Source organism: Nocardia sp. FBN12, assembly GCF_050320175.1.
In the GTDB taxonomy this organism is placed as follows: Bacteria; Actinomycetota; Actinomycetes; order Mycobacteriales; family Mycobacteriaceae; genus Nocardia.
The window spans coordinates 1,547,285-1,562,455 of sequence record NZ_CP190048.1 but is presented as its reverse complement, the minus strand read 5'-3'; the positions used below and the strand labels follow the sequence as shown (position 1 = coordinate 1,562,455).

General features: G+C 66.4%; 15 protein-coding genes. 1 reads left to right on the top strand and 14 read right to left on the bottom strand.

The genetic code is table 11. From position 1 onward, the window contains the following. Window positions 1-40: 40 nt before the first annotated feature. The 9 genes from ACQHI0_RS07705 to ACQHI0_RS07665 form a co-directional block, all read right to left on the bottom strand. Window positions 41-883, bottom strand: coding sequence for an aspartate dehydrogenase domain-containing protein (locus ACQHI0_RS07705; protein WP_427907233.1), 843 nt, complete (start codon window positions 881-883; stop codon window positions 41-43). Beyond that, window positions 874-3,294 carry a xanthine dehydrogenase family protein molybdopterin-binding subunit gene (locus ACQHI0_RS07700; protein WP_427907232.1) on the bottom strand — a complete coding sequence of 807 codons (2,421 nt, stop codon included), beginning with the start codon at window positions 3,292-3,294 and terminating at the stop codon, window positions 874-876. The genes ACQHI0_RS07705 and ACQHI0_RS07700 overlap by 10 nt, the downstream gene beginning before the upstream one ends. Continuing rightward, on the bottom strand, window positions 3,291-3,839 hold the full coding sequence (locus ACQHI0_RS07695; protein WP_427907231.1) for a (2Fe-2S)-binding protein: 549 nt from the start codon (window positions 3,837-3,839) through the stop codon (window positions 3,291-3,293). Before ACQHI0_RS07695 ends, ACQHI0_RS07700 begins: the two co-directional genes overlap by 4 nt. Then, window positions 3,832-4,707, bottom strand: a complete 876-nt coding sequence (locus ACQHI0_RS07690; RefSeq protein WP_427907230.1) for an FAD binding domain-containing protein — start codon at window positions 4,705-4,707, stop codon at window positions 3,832-3,834. Before ACQHI0_RS07690 ends, ACQHI0_RS07695 begins: the two co-directional genes overlap by 8 nt. After that, window positions 4,707-5,528, bottom strand: coding sequence for an ABC transporter ATP-binding protein (locus ACQHI0_RS07685; RefSeq protein WP_427907229.1), 822 nt, complete (start codon window positions 5,526-5,528; stop codon window positions 4,707-4,709). Before ACQHI0_RS07685 ends, ACQHI0_RS07690 begins: the two co-directional genes overlap by 1 nt. Continuing rightward, window positions 5,521-6,444 carry an ABC transporter permease gene (locus tag ACQHI0_RS07680; RefSeq protein ID WP_427907228.1) on the bottom strand — a complete coding sequence of 308 codons (924 nt, stop codon included), beginning with the start codon at window positions 6,442-6,444 and terminating at the stop codon, window positions 5,521-5,523. Before ACQHI0_RS07680 ends, ACQHI0_RS07685 begins: the two co-directional genes overlap by 8 nt. After that, the gene (locus tag ACQHI0_RS07675) at window positions 6,420-7,211 is read right to left on the bottom strand and encodes an ABC transporter permease (RefSeq protein ID WP_427907227.1); all 792 of its coding nucleotides are present in this window, start codon (window positions 7,209-7,211) and stop codon (window positions 6,420-6,422) included. The genes ACQHI0_RS07680 and ACQHI0_RS07675 overlap by 25 nt, the downstream gene beginning before the upstream one ends. A gap of 1 nt (window position 7,212) precedes the next feature. Beyond that, window positions 7,213-8,184: an ABC transporter substrate-binding protein gene (locus tag ACQHI0_RS07670; protein WP_427907226.1), complete on the bottom strand. Its 972-nt coding sequence runs from the start codon at window positions 8,182-8,184 to the stop codon at window positions 7,213-7,215. 310 nt (window positions 8,185-8,494) lie between these two features. Further along, on the bottom strand, window positions 8,495-9,037 hold the full coding sequence (locus tag ACQHI0_RS07665) for a MarR family winged helix-turn-helix transcriptional regulator (protein ID WP_427907225.1): 543 nt from the start codon (window positions 9,035-9,037) through the stop codon (window positions 8,495-8,497). Between the two features lie 232 nt (window positions 9,038-9,269). Here ACQHI0_RS07665 and ACQHI0_RS07660 point away from each other — a divergent pair, with 232 nt between their 5' ends. Then, entirely contained in the window at window positions 9,270-10,499 is a 1,230-nt protein-coding gene (locus tag ACQHI0_RS07660) for an XdhC family protein (RefSeq protein ID WP_427907224.1), read from the top strand. A gap of 283 nt (window positions 10,500-10,782) precedes the next feature. Here the strand turns inward: ACQHI0_RS07660 and ACQHI0_RS07655 are convergent, their stop codons facing one another. The 5 genes from ACQHI0_RS07655 to ACQHI0_RS07635 all read right to left on the bottom strand — a co-directional run bounded on the left by ACQHI0_RS07655 (window position 10,783) and on the right by ACQHI0_RS07635 (window position 15,071). Continuing rightward, entirely contained in the window at window positions 10,783-11,100 is a 318-nt protein-coding gene (locus tag ACQHI0_RS07655) for a GYD domain-containing protein (protein WP_378627985.1), read from the bottom strand. A 198-nt stretch (window positions 11,101-11,298) separates the two neighbouring features. Continuing rightward, window positions 11,299-11,619 (bottom strand): DUF202 domain-containing protein, encoded by a 321-nt coding sequence (locus ACQHI0_RS07650; protein ID WP_427907223.1) that lies wholly within the window; start codon window positions 11,617-11,619, stop codon window positions 11,299-11,301. Next, window positions 11,620-12,036 (bottom strand): YidH family protein, encoded by a 417-nt coding sequence (locus ACQHI0_RS07645; protein ID WP_427907222.1) that lies wholly within the window; start codon window positions 12,034-12,036, stop codon window positions 11,620-11,622. Further along, window positions 12,033-13,694, bottom strand: a complete 1,662-nt coding sequence (locus ACQHI0_RS07640; protein ID WP_427907221.1) for a long-chain-fatty-acid--CoA ligase — start codon at window positions 13,692-13,694, stop codon at window positions 12,033-12,035. Before ACQHI0_RS07640 ends, ACQHI0_RS07645 begins: the two co-directional genes overlap by 4 nt. A gap of 24 nt (window positions 13,695-13,718) precedes the next feature. Further along, a complete protein-coding gene (locus tag ACQHI0_RS07635; protein WP_427907220.1) occupies window positions 13,719-15,071 on the bottom strand; it encodes an MFS transporter in 1,353 nt (450 codons plus the stop codon). Window positions 15,072-15,171 lie beyond the last annotated feature (100 nt).

Sequence of the window (15,171 nt, the reverse complement as noted above, 5' to 3'; positions counted from 1 at the left end):
GGGCCTTTTGGGGTGCTCGCCGTAGCGTCGCGCGGGTCGGTCAGGCGATGAGATTCGGATGACCGGTCAGGTGGGCCAGCGTCCGCAGGATGGAGTACGGCACCACCGCGCTGGTGCGCGGATTGTCCGCACTCGGCAGATTCTCGATCTTGATCGAGTATCTGCCGATCGGGCCCGAGGCCTCTATCTCGTGACAGGTCAGGTCCGCGTCCGGATCGGCGTACAACTCGACCGCTACCGTCTCCCAGTCGCGCACCGCGAAACTCACCGCGGCAGCGACATTGAGCGATTTCGGAAACAGTCGCGCCGCTTCGGCCGGGCTGCCCGCGAAAACGCGCAGCCGCGTCGCCGTGGTGCTGATCCGGTGCCGCTGCGCCGCATCCATCCACGGCTGTAGCAGTGATCCCGGCGATTTCGTCGACCGGACGAGCACTCGTTCGAACGGCGCCGCGTCGCGTGCGGCGGCGAGCAGGTCCAGGCCGCCGACCGCGCCGTGTGTGCACACGACCCGCCCAGGCCCGCTACCCGCGATCCGCTGCGCGAACGCAGGGTCCGACAGTGCCCCGACCGACGACACCAGCAGGTCCCGCCCCGCGTCGACCACTTGCTGGGCGACCTCCCATACCGCCTCCTGCGACGCACATTCGACCACCACATCCGCGACTTCGAGCGCCTGCGCAAGCAAGAGCGCGGGCGCCGGGAGATTCGCGACCGGTGACCGATTGACGATCCCGACGAGTTCTGCACCGGGCACATCCCCTCGGCGGAGCCGGTCGGCCACGACCGCGCCGATACTCCCGTAACCGAGCACACACACCCGCACCGGATTCCGCCCGCAGACCGCTGCGGCGGCGGGGTGTGTGCCACTGTGCGTCAACGACACCGCGGCACCTCCGCACTGCGCGCGGCGATCGCCTCGTAGACCCGTTGCGGTGACAGCGGCAGTTCGGTGATCTGCGCGCCCACCGCGTCGGCGACTGCCTGGGCGATTGCGCTCGCTACGGGCAGCATCCCGCCCTCCCCCATGCCCTTGCTGCCGAACGGCCCCGCGCCGTGGCCCTGTTCCTGGGTGATCGAGACGAACCGTTCGGGGATATCCTCGGCGAGCGGTACCCGGTACAGCAGCGCCTCGGCGTTGAGCAGTTCACCGTCCGGGTCGTACCGGAGTTCCTCGAACAACGCCTGCCCCAGCCCGAACACCGAGGCCCCTTCGTCCTGACCGCGGCACGCGATCTTGTTGATCACCTTGCCTGCGTCACCGCTGACCGCCAGTTGCAGCACGGTGATCCGGCCCGTCTCGGGGTCGACCTCCACTTCAGCGGCCGCCCAGCCGATCTCCCAGAAAACACACGGCGCCTCGAGCGGAGCGCGGTGATCGTTACGCGCCTTGTAGAAACCGTCGGCGGAGAACTCGAATCCGGTGTTCCCGAAGACCTCCATGATCATCGGAAACAGGTCGTGCACCGCCCCGTCGGCGGTGTGCACACGCCAGTCCACGAGCTCGAGTCCGGCGGGATCGATGGCGAGTTGCGCACCGGCCCAGTCGAGTACCTGATCTCGAAGCTTCTCGGCCGCCGTCCGCACCGCCTGCCCCATCACCACCACTCCCGAGGAGGCATTGGTGCCCTGGTCGAACGGGGTGTTGTCGGTGTCGATACGTGCGTAGGCCACCCGGGCGGGATTGCAGTGCAGCACCTCGGCGACGAGTTGCGCCATCGCGGAGTGCCCGCCCTGCCCCATCTCGGTGAGTGCGCAGTTGAGCAGGACGTCGCCCCGGGTGGTGACCTTGACCCGTGCCATGGCCGGCTTGTTGATACCGCCGCCGTCCTTGACCCCGACCGAAACGCCCATACCCCGGTTCCCGGTACGGGCGCGCTCGTGGTAGCCGATCGCGTCGGCGACCACCCGCATCCCCGCCACCAGATCGGAGTCGATACCGGACTCGCCCGGAACGAATTCCTCGCCGAGTGCCTTGAGGTTGCGCACCCGCAATTCGTATGGATCGAGTCCGAGGCGGTCGGCGATCAAGTCGACCTGCCGCTCACTGGCCCACGTCGCCTGCGTGCCACCGAATCCACGGTAGGCGCCGGCCGGGACGGTGTTGGTGGTGACGACCCTGCACACCGAATCGATATGCTGCCATCGGTAGGCGCCGGGCATCCGGTAGCCGGCCTTCTCCGCGACCGCGGGGCTGTGCTCGGCGTAGGCACCGCCGTTGAGCAGCACCGTCGACTGCCGCGCGACGAACGTACCGTCGGCCCGCACACCCGATTTCACGATGAGGGTCGCCGCGTGCTGCGATACCGTGAGGAACACTTCCTCGGTGGTCATACAGAACCGGACCGGCCGCCCGCCGCTGAGCTGCGAGAGCCGGATCGCGACCGGATCGGCCTTGGGCCCGTTCTTCGCGCCGAAGCCGCCGCCGAGCAACGGCACATGGACGCGGATCCGGTTCTCCGGCAGCCCGAAAACACGCGAGAGCTCCTTGCGCAGGTTGAACGGCGCCTGCGTCGAGGTCCACACCTCGATCTCGTCGGCGCTCGCCTCCGCGACGGTGACGAACGGTTCGAGATGCATATGGTTCATCCGCGAGAACTGGAAGGTGTCCTCGAAAACGTGGTCACAACTGTCCCAGACCAAGGGCGAGCCAGTGCTGTACCGGAACTCGTAGCTCACGTTCGGTGCACTGCGCAGCGACGCCGACGCGCCTTGCCCGTACTTCGGGATCACCCCGAACGGCTCGTCCGGATGGATGACCGGCGCCGAATCCGCGAGTGCCTCGTCGACGGTGAACACCGCGGGCAGCACCTCGTACTCGACCCGGATCAGATCCAGTGCCGCGAGCGCGGTGCGCTCATCGGCGGCGGCGACCGCGGCCACCACGTCGCCGACGTACCGAACGACGCCGGTCGCGACCACCGGCTGGTCCTTGACCATCGTCCCGTAACACTGCAGCCCGTCGATCTCGTCCTGGGTGACGACCGCGGTGACGCCGGCAAGCGCCCGCGCGGCCGAGGCGTCGATGGAGAGGATGCGGGCGTGCGCGTGCGGGCTCCGCAGCACTTTCGCGTGCAGCATGCCCGGGCGCACGATATCGGCGCCGTACACGGCCCTTCCGGTGACCTTGGCCGTCGCGTCCGCACGTGGGCCGTCCCGCCCGACCACCCGGTGTTGCGGCGGCGCCGTCGGCAGTTCCCGGATTCGGTACCCGCCGATCACCCGGTCGTCCACCACGTGGGTACGGGCCTCGACCCGTTGGCCGCGGCCACTCGGCCGATCCGCTACCGCGGTCATTCGTGCTCCCCGTCCGGCGCGGCAGTCAGTGCCGCCGCGCGTTCGACGGATTCCATGATCATCTCGTAACCGGTGCACCGGCAGGTGTTGGAACTGATCCACTCGCGGATGGTGCCGCGATCGGGCCGGGGTTCCCGGCGTAGCAGACCGGTCGTCAGCATCAGCATGCCGGAGGTGCAGAAACCACACTGGTAGCCACCGCATTCCGCGAAGGCCTGCTGCTGCGGCGAGAGAGTTCCGTCTGGAGCCGCCAGTCCTTCGACGGTCTCCACGGAAGCTCCCTCGACCGCGAACGCGAACGTCGAACAGGAGGCGACCGGGATATCGTCGACGAGTACCGTGCAGGCCCCACAGACGCCGCGTTCACACGAACGCCGCACGCCCCGGCAGCCGAAGTCCTCGCGGAGAATGTCGAGCAGGACCGCGCTGGAATCTATTGTGCAGTTCTGCTTTTCGCCGTTCAGACTGAACTCTATCGAGATGTCGAGCGCACCCGGCGGCACGTCCGCGCCGGCCGCGTTCGTCTCGGAGTCGGGATCACACATGCGGTTCGTCCTCACGATGATGGGTGGCGGTGGCCGCCTCGCGGAGCAACCTGCGGGTCAGTACCGCGACAAGGTGCCTGCGGTACTCGGCGGACCCGGTGTAATCGGCGACACCGTCCGGGAGTTGGGCGGCGAGCACTGCGGCGGTCGACACCGCGTCGATATCGGCGACCGAGGTAGCGGCGGTGTCGGCGCGCAGCGAGACGCCCTTGCGGTACTCCGACCCCGCAGTGGCATGGACGGACAGGGCGGCATCGGCACCACGGCGGATCGCCATGGCGACCGTCGTGGTGGGGCGCATCGAACGCTCGTATCCGAACCACACCAGATCCACGGTGGACACCCCGATACCGGTGAGCAGCGCGGTGGTGTCGTCGGTCCATAGGTCCCCGGGGACGAGGGTGCGGCGGTCCGAGATCGACAACTGGGCATCGAGTGCACCCAGTATCAAAGGCATCTCGTAGCGGTATCGCCGCGCCATGAGGTTCCCACCGACCGTACCGGTGTACCGGATCCGGACAGTGGCGATCCGCGACCACGCCGCCGCGAGTCCGGGGATCGCCGCGGCGACCGTCGCACTGGTCGCGCCCTTGTGATGGGTGACCATCGACCCCAGGCGCAGCACACCGCCGTCGTGCGTAATCGCCGTCAAACCCGCCACTTTCCGCAGCGATACCAGGGCACCGGGCGCACAGCCCTCACGGATCCTGGCTACCAGGTCGCTGCAGCCGGCCGCGAGCACCGCCTCCGGGTCTGCCGCGAGCACCGCCTTCACCTCGGCGATCGACTCGGGGCGGTACAACCGGAACGGCGCGAGAGCCGATTGACTCTGCGCGACGATTCCGGATCCGTCGACCGTGGCCCGCATCAGTGCGCCTTGCTCACAACCGGGTGACTCGGGTCGTCGGCCGCCACGCCGTCACCGCGCAACAGTTTCGTCACGTGTGATCTGATCTCGACGAATCTCGGGTCCGTTTTGGTGGTGATGTGATCGCGCGGGCGCGGCAGGTCGACCTCGATCGTCTCGGCCACGATGCTCGGCGGCCTGGACAACACGATGATGTGATCGGCCAGGTAGACGCTCTCGTCGATATCGTGGGTGACGACCAGGACGGTGATCCCGAGCCGCGCCTGGATCGTCAGGAGCAGATCCTCGAGTTCGGCGCGGGTCTGGGCGTCGACCGACGCGTACGGCTCGTCCATGAGCAGCAGCTTCGGGTGGCTGGCCAGCGCCCGGGCGATGGCAACACGCTGTTGCATACCGCCCGACATCTGCCACGGGTAGAGCTTCTCCTTGCCCGACAGGCCGACCGCGTCGATGGCTTCCTGTACCCGGGCGGTGCGCGCGGCGCGCGGAAGGTGCGCGAGCGGGAACGCGATGTTCTTGTCCACCCGCATCCACGGGAACAGCGAGCGCGCGTAGTCCTGGAAAACCATGGCCAGGCCGTCGGGTACGCCGGATACCAGTCGCCCGTCGAAGGTGGCCGCACCGGTCGTCGGCACATCGAGTCCGCTGATAATCCGCAGGAGGGTCGACTTGCCGCAACCGGAGGGTCCGACGATAACGCTGACCTTGCCCGCGGGTGCGACAGCAGTGATATCGCGGACTGCCAGGTTGGTTCCGTACGACTTCGAGATGCCGGTGAGGACCAGCTCCGCGGACGTGGTCGCCACATCTGTCCTAGTCATTTTGCTGAGTCACTCCTCGGTGCCAGGCCAACGCCCGCCGTTCGACGAACACGAAGATGAAGTTGAGTGCGACGCCGAGCGCGGCCAACACGATCAGAACGGACCAGAATCCGGTGTAGTCGAAGTTGCGCTGGGTCTGGATCAGCAGATACCCGAGACCGTTCTCGGCTTTCTGCAGTTCGGAGATGATCATGATGATGAGCGACAATGACATCGCGGTCCGCACGCCGGCGAAGATCTTCGGCCCTGCTCCGGGCAGAATCACGTGCGTCAGCACATTCCAGCGCGAGATCTTGAACACCGCGGCGGTCTGCATCCGGCCTGTTCCGACGCTCTGGACACCGTCGATCGTGTTGAACAGGATCGGCCAGACCACGGAGAACGCGATGAGAAAGATCTTCGGGCTGTCCCCTGTTCCGAACAGGAAGAAGAACACCCCGAGCAGCGCCGGGCTCGGCAGCGATCGTCCGAGGTGGATGAGCGGCTGGAACAGCGCCGTCAGCACCGGAACGATGCCGAGCGCGACACCCAGCACGACCCCGACCACGACGGCAAGCAGCAGTCCCACCATCGCGCGGTAGACGCTGGGGAAGAAGTGGTCGAAGGTCGCGTCGCCGAGGAACAGACGGCCGGCGTCGAGGCTGAAGAAATCGGTGAAGACCCGCTCGAATGCCGCGAACGGCTCAGCGACGATCAGCGAACCGATCTCCGACTGCGACAGCGCCCACCACGCGGCGAGGATCAGCACCGGAACCAGCAGCCGGATGCCCGTGTTGCCCAACACCAGCGACAGGGAGCCGCGTGTGCGCGCGGCCGAACCGACGGCGCGAGGTTTCGTATCCGGTCGAACCGCAGGCGCGGCGACCCCGCTCTCGTCGGTCGATGCGACCATCACTGGGCCAGCCCCTTCTTCCATGCGAACACCTTGTTGTCCAGGGCGGTGAAGGCCGTGCTCACCGCCAGGCCGAGAACACCCGCCACCAGCGTCGCGGCGTAGACGGTGTCGAGGTTGGTCGCGTTCGCGCTGTTGAGCAGGATGTAGCCACCGATGCCCTGACCGTTGCCGATCAGCAGTTCCGCGCTGACGGCGACGATGAGTCCGATCGACGCCGCGATCCGGATCCCGGTGAACGCGAACGGAAGTGCGCTGGGAATCTTGATCCGCCGCAGGATCGCGATCCCCGAGAGACCGAAGGTGCGGGCCGTCTGCACGGCGGTGGCGTCGGTGGCTCGGACTCCGTACAGCGTGTTCAGCAGGATCGGCCACATGCACGCGAGCGCCACCGTGATCGAGAGCGGCAACATTCCCGAACCCAGCAGCAACACCAGGACCGGGCCCAACGCGACCGACGGCAGGACCCGGAAGACCTCGACCGGGAGTTCGAAGGCCAGGAACACCTTCGCGAAGGCGCCCATCAGGCCACCGAGCAGCATCCCGGCCGCGGTGGCGATCAGCAGGCCAAGCATCCATTCCCGAAGGGTGAAACCGACTTCCTGCCAGAAGATTTGATCTCGGAACAGTGCGCCGGTCTCCGCCAGTACCCGGCTCGGAACGGGCAGACCGGGGGTGGAGATCAATCCGGTTCGGATAACCACTTCGGTCACAGCGGCCGTCCCGAGCACGCCCACGATTCCGTAGGCGATCCGCTGATTCCGGCCGAGTGGCTCACTGAGGAGATTCATCTCAGTCCTCGAGCGTGACGAGACGCGAAGTGACGTCGAAGCCTTCGGGGATCCGCCCCTGGGCGCCGAGCATATCGGCGACGGCCTGCATCTTCGCCGGATCCATACTCGACGCGAAGATCGGCAGCGACATCGTCCGGGCCACTTCCGCGGGGACTTTCGCGACACCGGGCAGCCAAGTGCGGAAATCGGCCTCGTGAGCGGAGATATCGGCCCCGGCCGCGTAGATCGCGCGGGCGAACGCCTCGGTGGTGTCCGGGTTCGCGTCCACGAAATTGTCACCCGCGACGAAGATCGACGCCGGCAGTGCGTTGTTGACGCCTGTCGTGAGGTCCGCGATCTCCCGCATACCGGCGCCGCGCGCGGCTGAGGAGAACGGCTCGGGGGCATACCCGACGTCGATCGACCCGGCCTGCACCCCGGGCAGCATTTCGGGGAACGGCACCTCGACATACCGCGGCTCGATCTGGACGCCTTCTCCGGCCGCGAGGTTGGCGATGGTGACATCGCCGATGTTGTTGGTGGTGTTCACGCCGACGGTCTTCCCGTCGATATCAGCGAGCGATTTGATCGGCGACTCCGGCTCGACATACAGAATTCCGCTGCGATCGCCGAGCGAGGACGTATGCGCGACGGTCGTGATCGGTGTCTTGCGGGACTGCGCGATGGCCGCGGAGATCGAGTTGGCGATGCTGAAATCGAGTTCCCCCGAGGCGACCTTCTGGATGCCGATGGGCCCGCCCTGGATCGGCTCGAGCGTCACGGTGAGCCCTTCCCTCTCGAAGAAGCCCTTCTCGTCCGCCCAGTACACCGCCGCATAGTCGGCCAGCGGAAGTACACCCACCGAGACCTCGGTCTGCTCGAGTGTGCCGTCGGTCGCCGCGGCATTGCGCTCGCCCGAGCCGCTGCACGAGCTCAGAATCAAGGCAGAACCGGCCAGCAGAGCTGCGGCGGCGAAGCGGATTGTCGTCATGGAACGTCTCCTGTCGGGACGATGGTGGCGACCGGGCTGGAGTTCACACCGCGGTTGCCGAACATCTTGGCTGCAAGAGATTTCTACTTCCTTACCGCTAAGAGGTCAACGGCGGATGAGCACGAATTCGACGATTAACAGCCGGTTAACCCCACCGGAATCTGCCGCTCCGAATGGAGAGATGCAGGTCACATGCCTGATCGAGCGTGTGAGGTGCCTCACAGAATGCACTGAAGAGATTTCGCGAAGTCGCCCGAAAAAGACGAACGCTCCCAGATCGTGAGATCCGGGAGCGCGTAGAACCAGATGTTCAGGAGGTGCGGTCGGCCGTGGCGCCCTCCCCCAGCGACAGCGCGGTCATCCGTAGCGATCCCTCGAGCACCGTGAGGAGCCCCGCCAGCTGAGCTTTCTGCCCGGGATCCAGACCCACCAGCATCCGCGCGAGTTCGGCGAAGTGCTCATCGGCGACACGGTCCACCAGGTCACGCCCCGCATCGGACAGGGTCACGTAGACGACCCGGGCGTCCTCGGCGTCGCGCTCCCGGAGAACCAGCCCTGCCTCCTCCAGTCGGTTGACCCGCAAAGTCAGGCCGCCCGTCGTGATGAGCGTCTGCTTCGCCAGCTCACCCGCCGTGCGCCGGAACTCCGGTTCCGCGCGGCGCAGACACGCGAGCACGTCGAATCCCGCCTCATTGGTGCCGAACTGCTCGAACACACCGTTGATCCGTGCGCGATAGAGCAGGAAACTGCGGTGCATTCGCCCGAAGATCTCCAACGCGGAGACATCGAGTTCGGGCCGCGACTGGGCCCATTGCCGGATGATCTCACCGACACCGTCCAAGTTTTCCGTCACTGCCTCTGCCACAACCCATCTCTCGTCGCCGCACTTGCCTTTGCGCAAAGGTACTGTACGATCTTTTCTACCACCCCACCGGCGCGGAACTCCGGCGATCATCTCGCCGGGACAGCTCGGCCGCGCCGACGACGTGCACGCCGACGGCGGCCACCGGCAGCGAGAGCCGCGTGCCGACCGCGGCAGTGCGGCCGGTACACGGACCGGCAAGACAAGGCAGAGGGTAGTCCGGATGCACGAGGCGCTGAACACCGTGGCCCAATGGCAGGCGGCCGGAATCGACTGCGCCCTGGTCACTATCGTCCGATCGGCGGGCTCGATTCCACGGCCCGTCGGCACCGTCATGGCCGTCGCGCGCGGCGGGACCGTTGTCGGCAGCATCTCAGGCGGCTGCATCGAGAGCGATGTCTTCCATATCGCCACCGAGGTGCTGGACACCGGGAAAGCGACCCTCCGCCGATACACGATCGACGACGACGCCGGATCCGTCGCACTGATGTGCGGCGGCTCGATGGAAGTCCTCGTCCAGCGCGCGGGGCCGCAGGATCTCCCCGGCCTCGCGCTGGTCGCTGACAGCGTCGCGGCGGGGCAGCCGGTCGCCACGGCAACCGTCGTCTCCGAGTGCGCCCACCTGGGCAGGTCGATCGTCGTGACCGGCGCCTCGTCGGCCGGCACCTGCGGCGATCCGCTCCTGGATGCAGCAGTCCTCGCCCGGGCCACCCGTCACCTCGAGGCCGGCACGGTGACGACCGTACAGCTGGGTGAGACCGGGAACTGCGCCGAAGCCGCACTGTCGGTGCTGATCTCGTCGATCGCCCAGCCGCCGAGCATGCTGGTGTTCGGCGCGGTCGACTTCGCCCACGCGCTCGTCCGAACAGCGAAGCTCCTGGGGTACTCGGTGACACTGTGCGACGCCCGACCGGCTTTCGCGACACCCGAACGTTTCCCGGAAGCCGACGACGTGGTCGTCATGTGGCCTCAGGACTTCCTGAGGCAGGCTGTGATGACGCCGTCCACCGTCATCTGCGTTCTCACCCACGATCCGCGCTTCGACGTTCCGGCAATCGAGATCGCCCTGCGGTCCGAAGCGCGCTACGTGGGTGCCATGGGCAGCCGACGGACGCACACCGACCGCATGGAACGCCTCCGCGCCGCTGGCGTCACCGAATCCGAGCTGAGCCGCCTGTCCTCCCCGATCGGTCTCGATCTGGGCGCCGCAACTCCGGAGGAGACCGCCATCTCCATCCTCGCGGAGGTCATCGCGCTGCGCCGCGGCGGTAGCGGAATGCGGCTCGGCGGGTTGGCCGGTCCGATCCACCCACCGACCCCGACCAGCCCCACTGGGTCATATCCGCGCACGTCGACACCACCCACGACCAAGAAGGAACCGGACCGAACACACGATCACTTGCGGCGCAGAGGTGTTTCCCAGACGAGCGCAGCAACGGGCGCTGACCGGTGACGGACCCAGGGATCGACCGGCGTACTTCGCCGATGCCCAGGTCATCGAGTGCGGTGCGGTAATCAGCGCCCCTGCTTCGAGGCAACCGCTCCACGGGGTTCCGGTGCGCAGCAACGACTTCGCCGTATTTAGCCGCAGGCCATCACGGGCAGAATCCGACCAGTAGTCGGTCGGCACCGACAAGGCGATCACATCAACCATCGGTAAGCAATGCTTATCGACGGCCATGCCACGCCGGCCCGGACATACTGCTGAGCGGAACGTGGTCGTCACGTGGCAGAAGCTAAGTAGGCGGCCGATAGGTAACGTCTCTGGCTATCGCCTCGTCGATCTGCTCGGGACTCAAAAGACCCACTGTGTGCGACACAGCCGCACCGGCAGCCGCCGTGCGAATCGCGAGCGCTGCGGCCGAGACATCGTCCGGGACGTCACCGATGACGAATAAGTCGTCCTCGCCGAATGCGAAATAGCAGGCTTCTACCCGACCACCCACGCTCTCCACCATTTCCGTGATAGCCGCGCGGCGCGCACTGCCGCCCTGCGCCAAGAGGCCCTGCGCCCCCTCTTGGAGATAGCTGACTCGCCACAAGTACTTGGGCATACCTACCAGCCTCCTCTGCTCCGGGCTATCTCGGCGAGACCGACCCTACGGGCCCGCTCCCCCACAAACCATCCTGGACGAACGCCGTCGTCGCAATGATGCGGCAACGTAACTGTGGCGATATCGGAAATCCGGAGCGCGACCGGGTGCGGCAGGAGATCGTGCCGGCGCGATTCGATCCGACATGCGAAATCTGGTTCAGCCCCGCAGAATCCACAGCCCGCTCAGGCTGAGCAGTACGACGCTCACGGCGAGTAGAGCCCCACAGCCGGTGGAAGGCGAGACTGAACCGTCCGCGAATCGCGTCATGCGCAGTGGTCGTGAGCGGCACTCGTGGAGCGCGACGCCGGCGACGAGCGTTCCGGCAACGGCGGGACCGAGCAGGGCCGCAGGATCGGCGGATGGAAGCCAGCGCAGAGAGGCCGCGACAACCGCGAGGATCGACAATTCGGTTCGGACGAATGACAGCGAGGTGCGTTCGGGCTGTAATCCAGGGTCGGTCGAATGGGAAACGGCCACTCAGGAATTCACCACTGCGATGGTCAGCACTGCCGCACAGACGAAGAGGACCCCTCCGACAACTGGCGCCATCACCGGGGTCGGCAGGCGGCGGCCGGTCCGCAATGCACGTTCGGCGCCGATCCAATGCGCGAACGAAGCAACGGCGATGACGCCTCCTACCACCAGCAGGAGAGCGGCCAGCGACGAGCGAACCACCGGGGCGAGCAGATTGCCGCTGAATGCCTCCAGTCCGAGCCCGGCGGCGACCAGAGCCGTCGCCGTCCGGATCCAGGCCAGATAGGTGCGTTCGTTCGCGAGTGTGAAACGTGGATCGGGGTCCTCTCCGGACCGCAGCAATGCCCAGTTCAGGAGCGACCGGCCGGTCCTTTCGGAAAGCCGGTTCTCCTCGTCCTGCGTCGCGACTTTCTGGGTCACAACGCCGCCGAGTAGGTTCGCGCGTAGTCGAGTCGCAGCTGCTTCTTGTCGAGCTTCCCGACGCTGGTGCGGGGCAAGGCATCTACGTAGAAGACCGTGTCTGGGAGCTGCCATTTGGCGAACGAATCCGCCAGCAAGGCATGGATCTCCTCGATCAGCAGCGGCTCGCCGTCGACGGTGACCACGAGTGCGACCGGTCGCTCCTGCCATTTCGGATGCGCGACACCGACGACGGCGGCTTCGGCGACGCGCGGGTGACCGACGATCGCATTCTCCATGTCGATCGAGGAGATCCACTCGCCGCCGCTCTTGATGACATCCTTGAGGCGGTCGGTCAGCTTGAGATAACCATTCGGTGAGATCGTCCCGACGTCCCCGCTGCGCCAATAGCCGTCGATGAACCCGTCGGAGGTGTCGTCGCGGCCGTGATAGCTCTCGGTGATCCACGGACCACGCAGCAGGATTTCGCCTTGACTGGTTCCATCGTGTGGCACCTCGTTGCCGTCGGCATCGACGATGCGGATGTCGACTCCATTCATCGGAAGCCCCTGACACCGCTTGAGATTCCAATACTCGTCATCGGAGAGCTTGCCCCGGAGCGAGAACTTGATTCCCCTGTTGAGCACGGCGGTCGGCGTGGTCTCGGTGGCTCCGTAGCCGTGGATGATGTCCGCGCCGGTGAGCTCGTAGAAACCACGCATCAACGACATCGCCGGCTCGGTGGAACCCGACAGCAGCCGGGCACGACTGAAATCCGGTTTCGGATCGAGCTTTTCGAGGTAGCCGAGCATCGGACCGAAGATCGCAGGCGCGCCGTTCGCGACCGTCACATCCTCGGCGATCATCGCGTCCACCAACATCCCGACCTCACCCGCCGCGTACGCACCGGGCAAAACGATCCTCGCCGCACTGTAGACCGCGGACTGCGGGAGTCCCCAGCTCTGTGCGTGGAACATCGGCGTGATCATCATGACCGAGTCCTGCGCGCACATCCCCAGCGCGGAAGCCTGCGCCATGGTGTGCAGATAGATCCCCCGGTGGGAGTAGTACACGCCTTTCGGACGACCCGTGGTGCCCGTGGTGTAACAGGCGCTGTAGGCCGAGCGCTCGTCGATCACCGGCCAGTCGTATGTCGGCGAGGCGGCCGCCAGCAGGTCCTCGTAGTGGCACACGTTGGGCAGCGACGTGCTGATCTCGGCCGACGGTCGATCCGACATCACCACCCACATCCGCACGCCGGGTGCGTGCGGCGCGATCGCCTCGGCCACCGACAGCAGCGATTCGTCGACGAGAACGACCGAGGCGCCGCTGTGCGCGGCGACGTATCCCAGGTCTTCGGTGGCCAGCCGCAGGTTCATCTGGAGCATCACGGCCCCGAGGCCGGGGATCGCCCAGTACAACTCGAAGTGCCGTCTGCTGTTCCAGTCCAGGATGCCGACTACATCGCCGGCATCGACACCCAACGCCCGCAACAGATGTGCGCCGCGCTGTACACGGGTGTAAGCGTCCGCGTAGGTGTACCGGTTCCACGTCCCCTCGGCATCGCGGAAGACGATCTCCTGCTCGGGGTATGTCCGTGCCGAATGACGCAGGAGCGTTGTGGTGTTGAGCTGGTAGCTGTCGCCGTGGGTCGCCGCGAATCCGCTGATGACGTTCATAGGGGTTCTCTTTCTCAGGTTGGTTCAGGAATCGGAAGCGACCAGCGCCAGGCGCCGGGCATCTCGCTCCGGGTCCGCGAACAGGAGTACGCACAGGCCGGCGACCGTGAGCAGACCGGCGCCGATCAGGAACACGGTGTGGTAACCCGCCGCCGCGCCGTCTGCCGCCTGCACCAGCCGTCCGGTGAGAAACGGCGCGATAACACCCGCTGCTCCGAAGAATCCGAAGAGGGCCCCGAATACCTTGCCGCGCTGCGCAATCGGCGCAATTTGTGCGACGGCGGCGCTCGATGCGGCGTAGCTCGCCGCGAACAGCGCGAATCCGGGAAGCATGAGCGCCAGCTGCAGCGGGCCACTGGTGAACACGAAGGCAACGAGACAGGCGCCCGCAACGAGCACCGCCGATCCGGCCACCCCCGCGCGGGCCCGTCGGGTCGAGACACCCCGCCCGATCAGGTATCCGGAGATCACGCCCTGTCCGAAGATCGCCAGCGCTCCGGCACCGGCCACCGCAGCGATCAGGTTTCCGGTCGTGATGGTGCTCATTCCCTGGATGGACTCCAGGTAGGTCGGTAGCCAGGTTGTCAGCAGAGCGGTGACGAAATAGCAGGCGAATCCCGCGAACGCGAAGCACAGCCAGGTCGGTGTGGCGAACACGCGCCAGTACGAGACCTCGGGTTCGGTACCGACGACGCCGACATCAGGCGCGTCCACCATCGGCACCGGAGGTTTCGAGTGCTCGGGCTTCTTGTCGAAGGGCCCCTCCCGACCGATGCAGAGCCACAGCACAGCCCACACCAGACCGGCGATGCCCATGACGCCGAAGCACCACCGCCAGCCCCAGGCCTCCTGCACCAGCGACAGCAGCGGAGCCGCCACGACCAGCCCGACCCCCGAGGCCGCCAGCACAAGGGAACTGGGAATGTCGCGCTTCTCATCGGGGAACCACTTCATCACCGCGTGCAGCGCGACGGGCGTGGAAGGTCCCTCGGCCAAGCCGAGGACGACCCGCGAAACCACGAGCACCGTGAACGACGCGCCCCCGAGCATCGGAAACTGCACGATCGACCAGACGAGAGCCATCGCGAGCAGCACCCACCGGGTTTTGATGCGGTCGACGAGGACACCGCCCGCCACCGTCCCGATCGCGAACAGAAAGAAGAACGAGCTGGCCGCGAAACCGTACTGGGACGGCGTGAGTCCCAGGTCTTCCATGAGCGCTCCGGCGGTGAGGCCGAGCACCGCCTTGTCACCCCAGTTCACGATGACGAACAGGGTGAGCGCGGCGGTGATCAGCCAGGCCCTCCGGGTCGAGTACTCGGGGTGCTGTTCCGGCTCGGCAGGTACGGGTGCGGCCGCGATCTCTTTGAGTGTCATGTAGCTGTTCCTCCACGGGCGAACATGCGGGGTTTGTCGATCCGGGGAACGACTTCGCCCGGGTATAGATATCGAGATCAGTGCGAGAAGTAGGTGAATT